Annotated in this window: 15 protein-coding genes and 1 other annotated feature (1 of these 16 only partly in view); of the genes, 12 read left to right on the top strand and 3 right to left on the bottom strand. The window is 55.5% G+C overall.

The window, feature by feature from the left end:
• Positions 1-91: a sequence feature (Trp leader region), on the bottom strand; it reaches 5 nt to the left of the window's first position.
• A 159-nt stretch (positions 92-250) separates the two neighbouring features.
• From rnm to AC236I_RS14520, 7 genes are all read left to right on the top strand, one after another.
• The gene (rnm, locus tag AC236I_RS14550; protein ID WP_004861003.1) at positions 251-1,114 is read left to right on the top strand and encodes an RNase RNM; all 864 of its coding nucleotides are present in this window, start codon (positions 251-253) and stop codon (positions 1,112-1,114) included.
• Between the two features lie 15 nt (positions 1,115-1,129).
• Entirely contained in the window at positions 1,130-1,750 is a 621-nt protein-coding gene (locus tag AC236I_RS14545; protein WP_004861005.1) for an L-threonylcarbamoyladenylate synthase, read from the top strand.
• Between the two features lie 201 nt (positions 1,751-1,951).
• On the top strand, positions 1,952-2,143 hold the full coding sequence (locus AC236I_RS14540; protein ID WP_064357142.1) for an EAL domain-containing protein: 192 nt from the start codon (positions 1,952-1,954) through the stop codon (positions 2,141-2,143).
• Positions 2,144-2,427: 284 nt separating this feature from the next.
• Entirely contained in the window at positions 2,428-3,309 is an 882-nt protein-coding gene (gene rluB / locus AC236I_RS14535) for a 23S rRNA pseudouridine(2605) synthase RluB (RefSeq protein WP_004861010.1), read from the top strand.
• 180 nt (positions 3,310-3,489) lie between these two features.
• Positions 3,490-4,851, top strand: coding sequence for an MFS transporter (locus tag AC236I_RS14530; RefSeq protein ID WP_201165053.1), 1,362 nt, complete (start codon positions 3,490-3,492; stop codon positions 4,849-4,851).
• Positions 4,852-4,867: 16 nt separating this feature from the next.
• Positions 4,868-7,219, top strand: a complete 2,352-nt coding sequence (locus tag AC236I_RS14525; protein ID WP_213894788.1) for a beta-glucosidase — start codon at positions 4,868-4,870, stop codon at positions 7,217-7,219.
• Between the two features lie 24 nt (positions 7,220-7,243).
• The gene (locus AC236I_RS14520; protein WP_487608526.1) at positions 7,244-8,218 is read left to right on the top strand and encodes a helix-turn-helix transcriptional regulator; all 975 of its coding nucleotides are present in this window, start codon (positions 7,244-7,246) and stop codon (positions 8,216-8,218) included.
• Here AC236I_RS14520 and cobO read toward each other — a convergent pair.
• Both cobO and AC236I_RS14510 read right to left on the bottom strand, forming a co-directional pair.
• Positions 8,190-8,780, bottom strand: coding sequence for a cob(I)yrinic acid a,c-diamide adenosyltransferase (gene cobO, locus AC236I_RS14515; RefSeq protein ID WP_004861019.1), 591 nt, complete (start codon positions 8,778-8,780; stop codon positions 8,190-8,192). The genes AC236I_RS14520 and cobO overlap by 29 nt on opposite strands.
• Positions 8,777-9,538, bottom strand: a complete 762-nt coding sequence (locus AC236I_RS14510; protein WP_004861022.1) for a YciK family oxidoreductase — start codon at positions 9,536-9,538, stop codon at positions 8,777-8,779. Before AC236I_RS14510 ends, cobO begins: the two co-directional genes overlap by 4 nt.
• A gap of 254 nt (positions 9,539-9,792) precedes the next feature.
• Here AC236I_RS14510 and sohB point away from each other — a divergent pair, with 254 nt between their 5' ends.
• Entirely contained in the window at positions 9,793-10,839 is a 1,047-nt protein-coding gene (gene sohB, locus AC236I_RS14505; RefSeq protein WP_015584568.1) for a protease SohB, read from the top strand.
• A 94-nt stretch (positions 10,840-10,933) separates the two neighbouring features.
• Here the strand turns inward: sohB and AC236I_RS14500 are convergent, their stop codons facing one another.
• Positions 10,934-11,185, bottom strand: a complete 252-nt coding sequence (locus tag AC236I_RS14500) for a YciN family protein (RefSeq protein ID WP_004861030.1) — start codon at positions 11,183-11,185, stop codon at positions 10,934-10,936.
• 413 nt (positions 11,186-11,598) lie between these two features.
• On the opposite strand from AC236I_RS14500, the gene topA reads away from it, so the two are divergent.
• The 4 genes from topA to acnA all read left to right on the top strand — a co-directional run bounded on the left by topA (position 11,599) and on the right by acnA (position 18,974).
• The gene (gene topA, locus AC236I_RS14495) at positions 11,599-14,196 is read left to right on the top strand and encodes a type I DNA topoisomerase (RefSeq protein WP_004861033.1); all 2,598 of its coding nucleotides are present in this window, start codon (positions 11,599-11,601) and stop codon (positions 14,194-14,196) included.
• Positions 14,197-14,523: 327 nt separating this feature from the next.
• A complete protein-coding gene (gene cysB, locus AC236I_RS14490) occupies positions 14,524-15,498 on the top strand; it encodes an HTH-type transcriptional regulator CysB (protein ID WP_004861036.1) in 975 nt (324 codons plus the stop codon).
• A 244-nt stretch (positions 15,499-15,742) separates the two neighbouring features.
• Positions 15,743-15,910, top strand: a complete 168-nt coding sequence (locus AC236I_RS14485; protein ID WP_004861039.1) for a YmiA family putative membrane protein — start codon at positions 15,743-15,745, stop codon at positions 15,908-15,910.
• A gap of 391 nt (positions 15,911-16,301) precedes the next feature.
• Positions 16,302-18,974, top strand: a complete 2,673-nt coding sequence (acnA, locus tag AC236I_RS14480) for an aconitate hydratase AcnA (protein ID WP_316936126.1) — start codon at positions 16,302-16,304, stop codon at positions 18,972-18,974.
• The last annotated feature ends 43 nt before the right edge of the window (positions 18,975-19,017 follow it).

Genomic DNA, 19,017 nt, shown 5'->3' with positions numbered 1-19,017 from the left:
AAAGCCCGCTCATTGGCGGGCCGGGTATCTGTATGCTGAGTGCAAAACGCGATCACGCCGCCCGATATCAGGAGGTGCGCCACCAGCCGTGCAGAGTGATAAATTGCGTTTTCATCGTGATACCCCTTCATGTGAACTTGCGTACTAGTTAACTAGTCCAGAGGAATAAAGTCAACCCCTGTTTGCAGATTTTCTCCGCGAGTCGTTATGATAATGCGCTAATTTAAGTCCATGTCCAGCAGGAGTCTCTTTGAGCGACACCCATTACGCAGTGATTTACGATCTGCACAGCCACACCACCGCCTCTGACGGGCGGCTGACTCCGGAAGAACTGGTTCATCGCGCTCACCAGATGCGCGTCGGGACGCTGGCGATTACCGACCACGATACCGTGGCGGCGATTCCCGCCGCTCGTGCCGAAATCGCCCGCGCCGGCTTACCGCTCACGCTGGTGACCGGGGTGGAAATTTCAACATTGTGGGAAAACCACGAAATTCATATTGTCGGGTTGAATATTGATATTGCGCACCCGGCGCTGACCACGCTTCTGGAAGAGCAGAAGGCGCGTCGCCAGCTGCGCGCGCAGATGATCGCCGAACGGCTGGAGAAAGCGCGGATTCCAGGCGCCTGGGAGGGGGCCATGAAGCTTGCCGACGGCGGCGCGGTAACCCGCGGACATTTCGCGCGTTTCCTGGTGGAAGCCGGCTATGCCAGCAATATTGCCGACGTTTTTAAAAAATATCTCGCCCGCGGGAAAACCGGATACGTTCCGCCGCAGTGGTGTACAATAAAACAAGCGATTGATGTCATTCATCATTCTGGCGGCAAAGCGGTTATCGCCCATCCCGGGCGTTACGACCTCTCCGCCAAGTGGCTGAAACGGCTGTTGGCCCACTTCAGCGAGCAGGGTGGCGATGCGATGGAACTGGCGCAATGTCAGCAGGCGCCCCATGAACGTACGCAGCTTGCCGCGTACGCCGTGCAGTTTGGTCTTCTGGGTTCGCAAGGCTCTGATTTTCATCAGCCTTGTCCGTGGATCGAGCTGGGCCGCAAACTTTGGCTACCCGCTGGTGTGGAAGGGATCTGGCACAGCTGGGAAACGGCCGCAGAATAAAATTGAGAGGGAAGTATGAGCCAGTTTTTTTATATCCATCCAGACAACCCGCAGGCACGGTTGATTAACCAGGCGGTGGAGATTGTGCGTAAGGGTGGGGTGATCGTTTATCCCACGGATTCCGGTTACGCGCTGGGCTGTAAGATTGAAGATAAAGGTGCGATGGAGCGTATTTGCCGCATTCGTCAGCTGCCTGATGGCCACAACTTCACGCTGATGTGCCGCGACCTGTCTGAGCTGTCGACCTACGCGTTTGTCGATAACGTCGCGTTTCGCCTGATAAAAAATAACACCCCGGGCAACTACACGTTTATCCTCAAGGGGACCAAAGAGGTACCGCGTCGCCTGCTGCAGGAGAAGCGTAAGACCATCGGGATGCGCGTGCCGTCGAACCCGATAGCCCAGGCGCTGCTGGAGACGCTCGGCGAGCCGATGCTGTCGACCTCGTTGATGCTGCCCGGTAGCGAATTCACCGAATCCGACCCGGAAGAGATCAAAGACCGGCTGGAGAAGCTGGTGGATTTGATTATCCACGGTGGCTATCTTGGCCAGCAGCCGACCACCGTCATCGATCTGACCGAAGATGCGCCGGTGGTGCTGCGTGAAGGCGTCGGCGATGTGAAGCCATTCCTGTAAACCTCTTCTCTCCGGGCGGGACTTTCGCGACCGCCCGGCCCAGCCTCCCGCCCAATGTTTATTTGAAGATAACATTCATGTTGCGGTGGATTCTTAGCATCAACGCTATGATATTGCCAGCCTCGCTACGGTATAGCGATCCGTCTCGCGCTCACAGTCGGGTGCTTGAAGGCCGGCGTAAAAAGCCGGAAGAAGATTCACGTGCCGCTGATTGCCGAGGGGATTGAAGACGAAGCGGTGAAGCTGCAGCTGCAGCAGCTGGGCTGCCAGAAAGCTCAGGGAGACTATTCTCACCGGCCGGCGGAGTTCGCCAGTTTCCGCTGTGAAACGGGGATATTTTATTATCAGAATGACGCGGGGAATGACGGAGCGAAAGAGGAAAAATCTGCCTGAAACGGCGGCGGTCAGCAGGATAAAAGAGACAATCTGGCGCATAATGGAGGCGAGGTGCCGACGATATGCAGAGATGTCGCCAGGCGATTGAAACGCGAAGAGGCATTCATTTTCAAGTTAGTGTAGAATGGCCGCCCACGTATACGGGCGCGTCCGGCTTCTGCGGAAGATAGCGACGGCCTTTGATGCAAAAAGTAGCTACAGAACAATAGGTTATAAATATTAACCTGTTGTTTTATAAAGTATACCAGACGCCTGGGAAGGCGACACCTTAAGGAAGCTCAATGAGCGAGAAATTACAGAAAGTGCTGGCCCGCGCTGGCCACGGCTCCCGCCGTGAAATTGAATCTAAAATCGAAGCTGGCCGGGTCAGCGTCGATGGTAAAGTCGCCACCCTCGGCGATCGTGTAGAAGTGGTTCCTGGTTTAAAAATTCGTATCGATGGTCATCTGATTTCGGTGAAAGAGTCCGCTGAGCAGATTTGCCGCGTCCTGGCCTATTACAAGCCGGAAGGCGAACTCTGTACGCGTAACGATCCTGAAGGTCGCCCGACGGTGTTTGACCGTTTGCCGAAACTGCGCGGCGCGCGCTGGATTGCGGTGGGGCGTCTGGACGTCAACACCTGCGGTCTGCTGCTGTTCACGACCGATGGCGAACTGGCAAACCGTCTGATGCACCCGAGCCGCGAAGTGGAACGTGAGTACGCCGTGCGTGTATTCGGTCAGGTTGATGACGACAAACTGCGTCAGCTGTCGCGCGGCGTGCAGCTGGAAGATGGCCCGGCGGCGTTTAAAACGATTAAGTTTGCCGGTGGCGAAGGGATTAACCAGTGGTACAACGTCACGCTGACCGAAGGGCGCAACCGTGAAGTGCGCCGCCTGTGGGAAGCGGTTGGCGTGCAGGTCAGTCGCCTGATTCGCGTTCGCTACGGCGATATTCCGCTGCCGAAAGGCCTGCCGCGCGGTGGTTATACCGAGCTGGATCTGGCGCAAACCAACTACCTGCGTGAGCTGGTTGAGCTGCCTGCAGAAACCACCTCGAAAGTCGCGGTAGAGAAAGATCGCCGCCGTATGAAGGCGAATCAGATTCGTCGCGCGGTGAAACGCCATTCTCAGGTGGGGAACAGCAACAACCGCCGTTCGGGCGGAAGTCGTAGCAACGGCTAATCTGATTAAATCCGGCGGGCACCCGCCGGATTTCTCTGCGCTACCCTCCTTGCATGTGATTCCTTTCACACTTCTGCATAAAGACAAAAAACAGGAAACGCCCGGACAAATAACGCAAAGTACGGTTTCTGCTATCGCCATATACTGTCGACACTGATTACAAAAACAGGTAGCCAAAAAATGGATACAGCAGGAAAGTTATCGGCAAGCTATGTCGTTATCGGCGTGAAAGAGAAAATAGGTTACGGCTTTGGTGACTTTGCTTCCAATTTATCTTTCGGTTTTGTCTCTCTGTTCTTACTGTTTTTTTATACTAATATTTACGGCATCAGTGCGGTGCAGGCCAGTCTGATATTTGTTATAGCCCGGGTTATTGATGCCATTTTTAATATTCTGATCGGTTTTGCTATTGATAAAACGCACAGTCGGTATGGCAAACTACGTCCCTGGTTATTATATGGAGCAATACCTTTAGGGTTTTTAACGGTGTTGTGTTTTGTCCCCTTTGGCGGTGAGGCGAAATTTTACTTTGCGCTGATCTCTTATACGCTCTATTGCCTGGCGTATACCTCGGTCAATACCCCCTATTCGGCGCTAACTAATCGTCTGACGCAACATGAAGCTTCTCGTTCATCGCTGTCGGTATACCGGTTTGTGCTGGCGATTGTCGGTTATCTCATTGTTTCAACCACCGCTGATATGCTGATCTCGCCCTTTACGGATAAGCAATCAGGGTATGTCTTCGCGGTCTCTTGCTTTGCGCTGCTGGCAACCTTTTTGTTCCTCGCCTGTTTCGGCATGACCCGTGAACGGGTGGGCGAAGAGGAGGAGACTCCGGCGCCATCGCTGCGGGAAATGCTGCGGGCGGTGATGGGCAATGCGCCGCTGCTTAATTTATCGCTGTTCACCGTGTTCTTCTATATTGCCTATACCGTGTGGATGGCGATTGCGATCTATTTTATTAAGTACATTATCGGTAGTGAAGGCTATACCGCCACCTTTTTCCTGATTCAGTCAGGGGCCTATATTGTCGGTACCGTTATTTCAGAAAAAGCGATAGCGCTGATGGGCAAAAAGAGAATGACGCTGGTGGCACTGCTGATCGGTACGTTGGGGGTGCTGATGCAATATTTTGTTGCCGGGCACAACCTGTGGCTGATTATGGCCGGGGTGTGTCTCTACAGTATTACGCTGGGGATGGGATTTGTCGCTATGTGGTCAATGATTGCAGATACCGTGGAATATGCCGAGTGGCATCATGGTGTGCGTACAGAAGGCGCAATTTATGGTTTTTTCAACTTTATTACCAAAATTGCGATGGCGATCGGCGGCGGCTGTGCGGGCTGGATGCTGGACTACTATCAATATGATGCCGGCAATATTAGCGCCAGCGCAATTAACGGGATTAATATTCTGATGACGTTATTCCCAGGCGCAATGTTTGCCATCAGCGCGATATTTGTCGGATGTTACTCGCTGGATGAAAAAACGTATCGCGAGATTGTTCAGAAAATTAGCCTGCGTAAACAGAATGCGCTTTAACCTCAGGGAGCCAGAGATGAATACCGAATTGAATACCCTTATCGCGGCGATGACCGCAGAAGAGAAAGTTGCGCTGTTGACCGGGAGCGGGCTGTGGCGGACGGCATCCCTGCCACAGCACGGCATCGCTGATATCGTGATGACCGACGGTACCTACGGCGTGCGCTACAGCAGCGCGCAGATCGACGGCGACGAAAAATGGAGTATGGACGACTTTATCTCGGTGATCACGCAGACCGCCGACCGGGTCAACGGGGAAGAACCCGCGGCAAAGGGCGGCAGCGAAGCGCTGTTCAGTCCGTCGTTGCCGGCGACCTGTTTTCCCAACGGATCCAGCCTGGCCTGCTGCTGGGACGTCGATCTGGTGTATCAGATGGGGCAGGCGCTGGGGCGTGAATGCCAGCAAATGGGCGTAGGGATTCTGCTGGGGCCGGGAATCAATATTCGCCGTACGCCGCTGGCCGGACGAGGCTACGAATACTATGCTGAGGACCCGGTAGTCAGCGGGGATATTGCCGCAGCGCTAATCAACGGTCTGCAGCAGGAAGGGGTTGGCGCCAGTCTGAAACACTTTGCGGCGAATAATTCCGAATACCGGCGCACCGAAATGGATTCGATCATCGACGAACGGGCGCTACGCGAAATCTATCTGGCCGGTTTTCAGCGGGCCATCGCCAAATCCCGGCCGTGGACGGTGATGTCCTCCTATAACCGGCTTAATGGCGTGCAGACATCGCAGGATCCTTTTTTACTCACTCAGGTATTACGCGATGAGTGGGGCTACGATGGAGTGGTGATGTCCGACTGGTATGGCATTAAGGACCGGCCGGCATCCCTGCTGGCGGGGAACGATCTGGCCATGCCGGAAACCCGCCGCGATAAGCAGACGCTGCTGGCGGCGATTCACGCCGGTGAAGTGCCGATGGCGGTAGTCGATCGCGCCTGTCTGCGGATGTTGACGCTGCTGGATAAGGTTCAGCGCCATCGTCGTCCGCAGACGCAGGCCGATTTCCCGGCGCATCACGCGCTGGCGCAGCAGCTAGCGGCGGAATCTATCGTTCTGCTGAAGAATGACGATAACCTGCTGCCGCTGCGGGCGGAATGTACCCGCCGGATTGCCGTTCTCGGCAAACCGGCGCAGGAGCCGGTGATTCAAGGATCGGGCTGCGCGACCACGGTACCCTGGCTGCTGGATCGCCCGCTCGATGAAATTTTTGACCTCGCCGGGGATGAGTTTAGCGTCTCCTGGGCCACTGGCGCCCCGGACGACCTGCGCAGCGATCCGCAGGCGCTGGCAGAAGCGCGAGCGGTGGCTCAGGCGGCGGACGTGGCGATTATCTTTGTCAGTACCGCCGTCGGCGAAGACGGTGAAAACGGCGATCGTCAGGATTTGAATATTCTGGCGGTACATGAGCAGCTGATTCGGGAAGTGGCAACGGTTCAACCCAATATCGTGGTGGTGCTGGCGAACAGCGATGCGGTGGTGATGCCCTGGCTTTCCGAATGTAAAGCGCTGCTGGAAACCTTCTTCGCCGGGCAGGGGATGGGCCGCGCCGTGGCCGAGATTCTGTTCGGTAAACGTAATCCCTGCGGCAAGCTCACGGTCACCGTACCTGAGACCCTTGAAGAGACGCCCGCCTGGCTGCATTATCCCGGGGAAAACCTGCGTCATCATTACGGAGAAGGGCTGTTTGTCGGCTATCGCTATTATGATAAACGCCGCATGACGCCGCGGTTTCCGTTTGGGTTCGGCCTGAGCTACACCCGCTTTGCCTGGCGCGATATCCAGCTTTCGGCGTCGCGCGTCGGGCCCGATGAGACCCTCACCGTCTCTTTCGAACTGACCAACTGCGGCGAGTGCGAAGGCAAAGAGATTGTGCAGCTGTACGTCAGCGCGCCGGTCGGGGAGTTGATTCGTGAAGAGCAGGCGCTGAAAGGGTTCTGTAAAGTGTCGCTCGCTGCCGGAGAAACTCGCCGCGTCACGCTCCAGCTGCCTGTCGCTGAGCTTGCCTGCTATCATCCCGGGCTGGCGGATTGGGTGGTAACGCCCGGGCGCTGGCAGATTCGCCTGGGGAGCTCCTCTCGCGATCTGGCGCTGAGTGCCCAGGTCGAGGTGGACTGTCCGCCGCGCTATGTTCCGCTACGTGATGATAACTCGTTGCAGCAGTTAATCCAGCAGCCGGAGGCGTTCGCGCGGGTGGTGGCGCTGATTGCCCGTAAGAGCCAGCGGCCGCCGGCGCAAATCCGCGAACGGCTGATCCAACTGGCGCCGGACCTGTTCTGCGGGCTGCTGATCGCGCTGACCGAGTTTTTAGCGCTTGATATTGACCGCGATGAGCTGAATGCCGCGCTTAAAGGGACGGAATAATCGTCCCGCGACAGGAGATGATGCGTGTTTCCATTTTCCGTGACACATCCACGTTCGGCGACAGAGACCGGGCGGCATACGGCGAACAGCGGCTATGAGCTGATTGCTTTTGATGCTGAAAAGCTCAATGTTTTTGCGGCCGAGGTACGCTACTGCGAACCTCACTGGCACCCGGCACCAGAGCTTATCACCGTTCTGAGCGGGCGGTTTTCTATTGTCGTCGGCCAGCAAAGCGTGGAGATGGTTGAGGGAGACATGCTCTACATCAACGCCGAGGCGGTGCACTCGCTGCGTGCGGAAGTGGCGGGGAGTTCGCTGGTGACCGTCCAGTTTTCCCCCGGTTTGTTCGATGAGCTGCACCCGGCGCCGGTTCTGACCTGGTGTACCCGGGGGCGCAGCCAGAGCGCGGCAGACCAACAGGTCCTGCAGTGCCTTTGCGACCTGCTCGCTCAGCTGATTGATAACCGCGCGCCGTTCCAGCGTATCGCGATGACCTATTTGCTGCTCGATGCGCTGGTACAGGCCGGAGAACCGGCCACCCAGGTGGAGAGTTCACTGCGCGAAGAGGCGATGATCAAGAAAGGGATCGATTTTATTAATCAGCACTTCGACCAGCCGCTGACCCTGAGCGAGGTAGCGAATCATAGCGGTATGAGCTATTCGTGGTTTTCGCGCCTGTTCAAAAAGGTCAGCCGGCATAATTTCAAAGAGTATCTCACCCTGGTCCGGCTGAATAAGGCGAGAACGCTACTGCGCGATACCCGCACGCCAATTACCGAAATCAGCCACAGCTGCGGCTTCCAGGAACATAAGTACCTGATTGCCGCCTTCAATAAATACTGTGGTCTGACGCCGACGGAATACCGTAAGCGCTTTGTTTCGCGGCAGAACATGATTGAAAGCGCGCTGGCGTTGGGAGAGGACTGCCTGTGTCTGCCGCTGAATCATGCGCTGCTGGCGCGGCTGACGCTTAGTAATCAATCCCCATCTGGGCTTTGATACCGGCATCGAATGCGTGCTTAACCGGCCGCAGTTCGCTGACGGTATCGGCCAGCTCGATGATCTCCCGGTGGCAGCCGCGCCCGGTGATAATCACCGTCTGCTGTAGCGGGCGATTGCGCAGTGCGGTGAGAACCGTCTCGAGCGGCAAATAGTCGTACGCCACCATATAAGTCAGCTCATCCAGCAGCACCATATCCAGGGATTCGTCGGCCAGCATCCGCTGCGCGTGCTGCCAGACGGCAAGGCAGGCCGCCGTATCGCTTTCACGATCCTGGGTATTCCAGGTAAATCCGGTGGCCATCACCTGAAACTCGACGCCGTGCGGCTCCAGCAGGTTACGCTCGCCGTTGGGCCAGGTGCCTTTGATAAACTGGATGACGCCCGCTTTTTTCCCATGTCCGATAGCGCGGGTGACGGTACCAAAACCGGCCGTCGTTTTTCCTTTTCCGTTACCGGTGAACACGATAACAATACCGCGTTCTTCCTGCGCTGCCGCCACGCGGGCATCAACTTTGTCTTTTACCCGCTGCTGGCGTTCACGGTAGCGTTCATCACTCATTGTGCAATTCCTGGTTTACGCCCTGGCTGGGCATCGAAGGTCATTCCCGTCTTGCGACGGCTGTCATCGCCCATCAGCCATAAATAAACCGGCATAATATCGGCGGGGGTTTTGAGCTTTTGCGGATCTTCCGTCGGGAAAGCGTTAGCGCGCATTTTGGTGCGCGTTCCGCCTGGATTGATACAGTTAACCCGCAGATGACGGCTCTGGTACTCTTCGGCCAGCACCTGCATCATCCCTTCCGTGGCAAACTTGGAGGCCGCATAGGCGCCCCAGTTGGCGCGTCCCTGGCGGCCGACGCTGGAAGAGGTGAAGACCAGCGACCCCGACTCCGACTTGAGTAATAAAGGAAGCAGTGCCTGGGTCAGCATAAAGGTGCCGTTGACGTTGACCTGCATCACCTGCTGCCAGACTTCCGGCTTTTGCCGATCCATCGGACAGACATCGCCGAGCAAACCGGCATTGTGCAGTACGCCATCGAGGCGCGGGTAGTGGACGCCGATCTGCTGCGCCAGCTGTTGGCACTCCTGCGGCGTGCAGGTTAACAGATCCAGCGTGAACCAACGTGCCGGAAGCCCGCCGGCCTGGTCTATTTCTTGCGCCACGCTGCGCAGTTTCTCTTCGTTACGTCCGACCAGCACCACGCTTGCGCTGTAGCGGGAATAGGTCAATGCGGCTTCGCGGCCAATACCGTCGCTGGCGCCGGTCACCAGGATAATGCGATCTTTTAATAAATGATGCTGCGGTTGATAGTGCACGGCGACTCCTTAGGCAATCTGCTGACGATCGCGCGTTGTATTCGGTCTCATACTTTTGCGTTTTATGCCTGAAACAGCCGGGCATTGCAATCAGCGAAAGGGAAACTCTTTGCGGAATGAACATCTTGCAACGATTTCATCGTCGCTGAAAAAAACGGGAAGGGGCCTCGCGCACCACACAAAGCGCAGAGACTTCGTCACGCAGGCTGATGTACACTGTGCTTCAACGTCAGTGGTTTGCACAAGGTGAATACGTGGAATTACTTGCTCAATATGGCCTGTTTTTGGCCAAAATCGCGACCGTTGTCGTCGCCATTGCGGTTATTACCGCCCTCATCGTTAACCTGACCCAGCGGAAGAAACAGCGCGGGGAACTGCGGGTAACCAATCTCAGCGAGCAATACAAAGAGATGCGGGAAGAGCTGGCGGTTGCGCTGCTTGATGGTCCGCAGCAAAAGGTGTGGCACAAAGCGCAAAAGAAAAAGCACAAGCAGGAGGCGAAAGCGGCCAGGGCGCGGGCTAAGCTCGGGTCTACGGAGCCAAACAGCAAGCCGCGTGCCTGGGTGCTGGATTTCAAAGGCAGTATGGACGCCCACGAAGTCGCCAGCCTGCGCGAAGAGATCACCGCGGTTCTGGCGGCGGTAAAACCGCGCGATCAGGTGATCCTCCGTCTGGAAAGCCCCGGCGGTGTGGTTCACGGCTACGGCCTCGCGGCATCACAGCTGCAGCGGCTGCGTGATAAGCAAATTCCCTTAACCGTAGCGGTGGATAAAGTCGCGGCCAGCGGCGGTTACATGATGGCCTGCGTGGCGAACAAAATAGTGGCTGCGCCGTTCGCCATCCTGGGCTCTATCGGCGTGGTTGCGCAGATCCCTAACCTGCATCGCTTCCTGAAGAACAAAGATATCGATATCGAACTGCATACCGCCGGGCAGTACAAACGCACCTTAACGATGCTGGGTGAGAATACTGACGAAGGCCGGCGTAAGTTCCGTGAAGACCTGAATGAGACTCACCAGTTGTTCAAAGATTTTGTCCACGAGATGCGGCCGTCGCTGGATATTGAGGCCGTTGCAACTGGTGAACACTGGTACGGAGTTCAGGCGCTGGAGAAAGGGCTGGTGGACCTGGTGGAAACCAGTGACGAACTGCTTCTGGGGCTGATCGACAATCACGATGTGATCGGCGTTCGTTACCAGCAGCGTAAAAAAATGCTCGACCGTTTTACCGGCAGCGCCGCCGAAAGCGCCGACCGTCTGCTGCTACGCTGGTGGCAGCGAGGGGAAAAGCCGCTGATGTAATCAGCGTACGTGAACAAAACAACGCGAGGCAACTGCCTCGCGTTGGCGTTTTATGCCCGATAAATAATTTATGCCCGCTAAATAATAAGAGGGCTTAATCGGTCAGATGGTATTTCTCTGACAGCGCGTGCGCGAGGTATTTGAACATATTGAATACCGCCGTACTCTTCGCCGTTGGCAGGCCTTGCTCATCAAGATAAAACTCGCCGCTGAATACCAGCACGCCGTTACGCTGAGCGACGTCGGTAGCTTCGATCCCGGCTAGCGTATCTTCATGTTCACGAATGAGTTTGTTGGCTATTTCAAGCAGCGACTGGCGATCGATAGGTTGGGTTGTACCTTGCATAAGTGACTCCTGTGATTCTTCGTCCGCTAGTTTACGCCGCGCGGCGAGATGGGGCAAATTTTCCATTCAGAGTACAGGGTTAATGGCAAAGCTCTAAGAAACATGACTTTACTGGCGGGATTTGCTTTTGCATGCTAATAAAGTTGCGTAACGAATTTTATCAGGTACAGTGTGACGCTTTCGGCGATCTGGCAACAGATTTGCTTGACATTCGGCCAAAAATTCTTCGTGCTATGTCACCTGACGAGCAAAAGTCAGTAAACTCAGCTATCTGGTTTTATGGATGTGAAACTGGACGTGCAAAGGGTTGATATCCATCGACGGCGTCGCAACATTTGACGTACGTCGTCAGCGGATGGTGAATCAAAATGTGCGATGTATTCCTGGATGAATCAAATTAGGTAAAGGTGAATATGGGTAAAGCTCTCGTTATCGTTGAGTCCCCGGCAAAAGCCAAAACGATCAATAAGTATCTGGGTAATGACTACGTGGTGAAATCCAGCGTGGGTCATATCCGCGATTTGCCGACCAGTGGCTCAGCTTCCAAAAAGAGCGCCGACTCTACCTCCACCAAAGGGGCTAAAAAGCCTAAAAAGGATGAACGTAGCGCTCTGGTCAATCGTATGGGTGTAGACCCATGGCATGACTGGGATGCTCAGTATGAAGTACTTCCGGGTAAAGAAAAGGTAGTTTCAGAACTCAAGCAGTTGGCGGAAAAAGCCGACCACATCTATCTCGCAACCGACCTTGACCGCGAAGGGGAAGCCATTGCATGGCACCTGCGGGAAGTGATCGGTGGAGATGAAAAACGCTATAGCCGCGTGGTGTTCAACGAAATCACCAAAAATGCGATCCGTCAGGCTTTTGACAAGCCGGGCGAGCTGAATATCGATCGTGTTAACGCCCAGCAGGCGCGTCGCTTTATGGACCGCGTCGTGGGCTACATGGTTTCCCCGCTGCTGTGGAAAAAAATTGCCCGCGGTCTGTCCGCAGGCCGCGTTCAGTCGGTTGCTGTACGCCTGGTCGTGGAACGTGAACGCGAAATTAAAGCGTTCGTGCCGGAAGAGTTCTGGGAAATCGACGCCAGCACTACCACGCCGGGCGGCGATGCTCTGCCGCTGCAGGTGACGCATAAGCACGACAAGCCGTTCCGTCCGGTTAACCGCGATGAAACTATGGCTGCCGTTGCGCTGCTGGAGAAAGCCAGCTACAGCGTGCTGGAGCGTGAAGACAAACCGACCAGCAGCAAGCCTGGCGCGCCGTTTATTACCTCGACCTTGCAGCAGGCAGCCAGCACTCGCCTGGGCTTTGGGGTGAAGAAAACCATGATGATGGCGCAGCGCCTCTATGAGGCCGGCTACATCACCTATATGCGTACCGATTCAACGAACCTGAGCCAGGATGCGCTGAGCATGGTTCGCGGCTATATCGGCGATAACTTTGGCAAAAAATATCTGCCAGAGAACGCCAACCAGTACGCCAGCAAAGAAAACTCACAGGAAGCGCACGAAGCGATTCGTCCTTCTGACGTGAACGTGATGGCCGAAGATCTTAAAGGGATGGAAGCCGACGCGCTGAAACTGTATCAGCTGATCTGGCGCCAGTTCGTCGCCTGTCAGATGACGCCGGCGCAGTACGATTCCACCACGCTGACCGTCAAAGCCGGCGACTTTAAACTCAAAGCGCGCGGCCGTACCCTGCGGTTTGACGGCTGGACCAAAGTGATGCCGGCGCTGCGTAAAGGCGATGAAGATCGGACGTTACCGGTCGTCAACCAGGGCGAGAGCCTGAGCCTGGTCGAACTGACTCCGGCACAGCACTTTACCAAACCGCCTGCGCGCTTTAGCGAAGCCTCGCTGGTCAAAGAGCTGGAAAAACGGGGTATCGGCCGGCCGTCTACCTATGCGTCGATCATTTCGACCATTCAGGATCGCGGCTACGTGCGGGTGGAAAACCGCCGCTTCTACGCCGAGAAAATGGGTGAGATTGTCACCGATCGCCTGGAAGAGAACTTCCGCGATCTGATGAACTACGATTTTACCGCGCAAATGGAAGATCGCCTCGATCAGGTGGCGAATCATCAGGCCGAGTGGCGTCAGGTACTGGACCACTTCTTCGGTGACTTCACGACTCAGCTGGAAACGGCGGAGAAGGATCCGGAAGAGGGCGGCATGCAGCCGAACCCGATGGTGCTGACCAGCATCGACTGTCCGACCTGCGGTCGCCAGATGGGGATTCGCACGGCCAGCACCGGGGTATTCCTGGGCTGTTCAGGCTATGCGCTGCCGCCGAAAGAACGCTGCAAGACCACCATTAACCTGGTGCCGGAAAACGAAGTGCTCAACGTGCTGGAAGGCGACGATGCCGAAACCAACGCGCTGCGTGCCAAGCGTCGTTGCCAGAAGTGCGGCACGGCGATGGACAGCTACCTTATCGATCCTAAGCGCAAGCTGCACGTATGTGGTAACAACCCGACCTGCGACGGCTATGAGATCGAAGAGGGCGAGTTCCGCATCAAGGGTTACGACGGCCCGGTGGTTGAGTGTGAAAAATGTGGTTCTGAAATGCACCTGAAAATGGGGCGTTTTGGTAAGTACATGGCCTGCACCAACGACGAATGTAAGAATACGCGAAAAATTCTGCGTAACGGCGAAGTCGCTCCGCCGAAGGAAGATCCGGTTCCGTTACCGGAGCTGCCGTGTGAGAAGTCGGACGCCTTTTTCGTCCTGCGTGATGGTGCGGCAGGTGTTTTCCTTGCGGCAAACACCTTCCCGAAATCGCGTGAAACTCGTGCGCCGCTGGTGGAAGAGCTGTACCGCTTCCGCGATCGCCTGCCGGAGAAACTGCGTTATCTGGCCGACGCGCCGCAGCAGGATCCCGAGGGTAACAAAACGCTGGTGCGTTTTAGCCGTAAAACGAAGCAGCAGTACGTCGCGTCAGAGAAAGATGGCAAAGCGACCGGTTGGTCCGCCTTCTATATCGACGGTAAATGGACTGAAGCGAAGAAGTAAGCGTAGTACTCTCTGTGAAGGGCCGCGATGCGGCCCTTTTTCTCACTGATTTCCCTGCCTTATTCGCCATTCTTTGACGCCGGACGGCGGCCTTATAACCAGCTTATTATTTTTCGTTAGTATCTATACACTGTAGATATAAATGATATAGTGGTTATAGCTAATCTCTTTTTTATTATTAAATCGTCTTATACATCATCGTGTTCAGGATGCTTTGTGGCGCCATAACGGCGAGTCGCAGGGACGGCAAACGCGCAGCTTGCCGACAGGCGGCCTGAACGTAAAATGTATGAACGAATTCATTTTACGCGTTAACGGATATCAGCCATGAAACTACAGCAGCTCCGCTACATCGTTGAGGTTGTTAATCATAATCTGAATGTCTCCTCGACTGCCGAAGGCCTGTATACCTCACAGCCCGGTATCAGCAAGCAGGTACGCATGCTGGAAGATGAGCTCGGTATTCAGATTTTCGCCCGTAGCGGCAAACATTTAACTCAGGTGACGCCGGCGGGCCAGGAGATCATCCGCATCGCCCGCGAAGTCCTGTCGAAGGTCGATGCGATTAAGTCGGTCGCAGGGGAACATACCTGGCCCGACAAAGGCTCGCTGTATGTGGCCACCACCCATACTCAGGCCCGCTATGCGCTGCCCGGGGTGATAAAAGGTTTTATTGAGCGCTACCCGCGCGTCTCTTTGCATATGCATCAGGGATCGCCGACGCAAATTGCGGAAGCGGTGTCAAAGGGGAATGCTGATTTCGCCATCGCCACCGAAGCGCTGCATCTCTATGATGATCTGGTCATGCTGCCGTGCTATCACTGGAACCGCTCGATTGTCGTGACGCCTGAACATCCGCTGGCCTCCCGTGGTTCGGTGACGATTGAAGAGCTGGCGCAGTACCCGCTGGTCACCTACACCTTTGGCTTTACCGGCCGCTCCGAGCTGGATACCGCCTTTAACCGCGCCGGGCTGACGCCGCGTATCGTCTTCACCGCCACCGATGCTGACGTTATCAAAACCTACGTCCGTCTTGGCCTTGGCGTTGGGGTTATTGCCAGCATGGCGGTGGATCCGGTCTCCGATCCTGACCTGGTGAAACTTGATGCTAACGGTATTTTCAGCCACAGCACCACGAAGATAGGTTTCCGCCGTAGCACCTTCCTTCGCAGCTATATGTATGATTTTATTCAGCGTTTTGCGCCGCATTTGACGCGAGATGTGGTGGATACCGCGGTGGCTTTGCGTTCGAATGAAGATATTGAGGCAATGTTCAAAGATATTAAACTACCGGAAAAGTGATTCAACCAACAATCTGGCATCCCTGTCGGGGATGCCAATACTTATAATGGCCCCGAATTAAATTTGTAAACCTCGCCTGAATCACAAAAATCGTTATTTCTATTAACACGATTGCAAATATACCCGCTCCGATCAAAATAATAGTTAAAGATAATATCCAGAGGGAAGAATTCACTGGATTAATTCATTAGCTATAATTAAGCTTTAACTGTACCTGATAATTTTAGCGATTGGTGGTGATAAAATGATTAGTGATATCGATTATATGAAGTTGGCGATGTCACAGGAAAGTGACAAAACGGAGATTGATCCTGTGTTGAGGAGCCGCGCCTGGAGTGCCGTGCTCGTTGGGCTGGCGATGTTCTGGAGTATCATCGCGCTCGTAGTCTGTAACGTTTGGATCATCAGCTGAGCGTACATTTTCTGGATGGCTGTATGTGTCATTTTTATGACGGCGAAATCGTGAGAAATTATTTAAGCTAATAACCCGCGGTGACAAGGAGGATATATTTCGCGACACTTTGTGTATAAACAAACATCCCTTCCTGTGAACTAATCGTCAATTAACTGGCGATTAGTTCTTTCTGTACTCATGTACTCGTACAGTTATCCTGCTGCCAGTTCCCCTCTATCAAATTCATTCGATATTTTCTCGTATAATCATTCAGATTTTTTGCTTTAAAACATTTAACCGATTTTAGCAATTTGGGTTGTTATCAAAGTGTTATGCCTGGTATGTGTTATCTTTAATATTAACCCTGAGGAGGATCAGGGCATGCCATCCCTGTGATAAAGGAGGAGCTATGTCGTCAACCCTACGAGCAGCCAGTAAGGATACGCTACAGGTCAAAGATAAAACCTACCGCTACTACAGCTTACCGCTGGCCGCTAAAGAACTGGGCGATCTGACCCGTTTGCCCAAATCGCTTAAAGTCCTGCTGGAGAATCTGCTGCGCTGGCAGGACGGTGACTCGGTCACCGCCGAAGATATTCATGCGCTGGCAGGCTGGCTTGAACATGCTCATGCTGACCGGGAAATTGCCTATCGTCCGGCGCGCGTGCTGATGCAGGATTTTACCGGCGTGCCCGCGGTGGTGGATCTTGCGGCAATGCGTGAGGCGGTCAAACGGCTGGGAGGCGATACGGCGAAGGTTAACCCGCTGTCGCCGGTGGACCTGGTTATCGACCATTCGGTCACCGTCGATCGCTTCGGCAATGACGATGCGTTTGAGGAAAACGTGCGTCTTGAGATGGAACGTAACCACGAGCGCTACGTTTTCCTGCGCTGGGGACAGCAGGCGTTCAGCCGCTTCAGCGTCGTGCCGCCGGGTACCGGTATTTGCCACCAGGTTAACCTCGAATACCTTGGCAAAGCGGTCTGGAGTGAAGAGCAAAACGGCGAATGGGTTGCCTGGCCCGATACGCTGGTCGGTACCGATTCGCATACCACGATGATCAACGGCCTGGGCGTACTGGGCTGGGGCGTCGGCGGCATTGAGGCGGAAGCCGCGATGCTGGGCCAGCCGGTCTCGATGCTGATCCCGGATGTGGTGGGCTTTAAACTGAGCGGTAAACTCCGCGAAGGCATTACCGCCACCGATCTCGTGCTCACCGTCACCCAGATGCTGCGGCAGCACGGCGTCGTGGGTAAGTTTGTTGAGTTTTACGGCGATGGCCTGGATTCGCTCCCGCTGGCCGACCGCGCGACCATCGCCAATATGTCGCCTGAGTACGGTGCTACCTGCGGCTTCTTCCCGATTGATGCGGTAACCCTCAGCTATATGCGTCTGAGCGGCCGCAGCGATGAACAGGTGGCGCTGGTGGAGGCCTATGCCAAAGCGCAGGGAATGTGGCGTCAGACGGGCGATGAGCCGGTCTTTACCAGTACGCTGGCGTTAGATATGGGAACTGTCGAAGCGAGTCTCGCCGGGCCAAAACGGCCGCAGGATCGCGTTGCGCTGGGGGATGTCCCGAAAGCCTTTGCCGCCAGCAGCGAGCTGGAGGTCAACCTGACGCAAAAACAGCGCCAGCCGGTCGACTATACGCTGAACGGGCATCGCTATTCGCTACCCGACGGCGCGGTGGCGATTGCCGCCATCACCTCCTGCACCAACACCTCTAACCCCAGCGTGCTCATGGCCGCCGGTCTGCTGGCCAAAAAAGCGGTTGAGCTGGGCCTGAAGCCGCAACCGTGGGTCAAAGCCTCTCTGGCGCCAGGATCTAAAGTGGTGTCCGATTATCTGGCCCACGCCGGGCTGACGCCGTATCTCGATGCGCTGGGGTTCAACCTGGTCGGGTACGGGTGTACCACCTGTATCGGTAACTCCGGCCCGCTGCCGGAACCGATCGAAGAGGCGATCAAGAAAGGGGATTTAACCGTCGGCGCGGTGCTGTCCGGTAACCGTAACTTCGAAGGGCGTATTCATCCGCTGGTGAAAACCAACTGGCTGGCATCACCGCCGCTGGTGGTGGCCTACGCTCTGGCCGGGAACATGAACGTCAATCTGACCCGCGATCCGCTTGGCACCGGCAAAAATGGTCAGCCGGTCTATCTGAAGGATATCTGGCCGAGCGGTCTTGAGATCGCCCAGGCGGTTGAGCAGGTCACGACCGAGATGTTCCACAAAGAGTACGCGGAGGTATTTGAAGGAACGCCTGAATGGAAAGCCATTCACGTCGATCGCTCCGATACTTACGACTGGCAGGAGGATTCGACCTATATCCGTCTGTCGCCATTCTTTGACCAGATGGAGGTTCAGCCTGAGCCGGTGGAAGATATTCACGGTGCGCGTATTCTGGCGATGCTCGGCGATTCGGTCACCACGGACCACATCTCTCCGGCCGGGAGTATCAAGCAGGACAGCCCGGCCGGACGCTATTTGCAGGAACACGGCGTCGCGCGCGCTGATTTTAACTCCTACGGTTCCCGCCGCGGCAACCATGAAGTGATGATGCGCGGGACCTTTGCCAACATCCGTATTCGCAACGAAATGGTGCCGGGCGTGGAAGGTGGGATGACCCGGCACCTGCCGGGCAGCGAGCCGATAGCGATTTATGACGCGGCAATGCGCTATAAAAATGAGGGGATCCCGCTGGCGGTGGTGGCCGGGAAAGAGTACGGCTCAGGCTCCAGCCGCGACTGGGCGGCGAAAGGCCCGCGGTTGCTGGGCGTGCGGGTGGTGATCGCCGAATCATTCGAGCGTATCCACCGTTCCAACCTGATCGGGATGGGGATCCTGCCGCTGGAGTTCCCGCAGGGCGTCACGCGTAAAACGCTGGGGCTGAACGGGGAAGAGCGGATAGATATCAGCAACCTGCAGGCCTTGCAGCCTGGCGCAACGGTTGCGGTGACCCTGACGCGGGCGAATGGTAAACAAGAGGTGATCCTCTGCCGTTGTCGCATCGATACCGCCACCGAACTGACCTACTATCAGAATGACGGTATTCTGCATTATGTGATCCGCAACATGCTGTAAAAAAAAGGGCCAGCAAGCGCTGGCCCTTCATTTTTCTGCCGAT

It is taken from the genome of Klebsiella sp. Sb-30 (assembly GCF_057652795.1).
The sequence above is the reverse complement of the archived record's forward strand: the minus strand, read 5'-3'. Positions and strand labels throughout refer to the sequence as shown.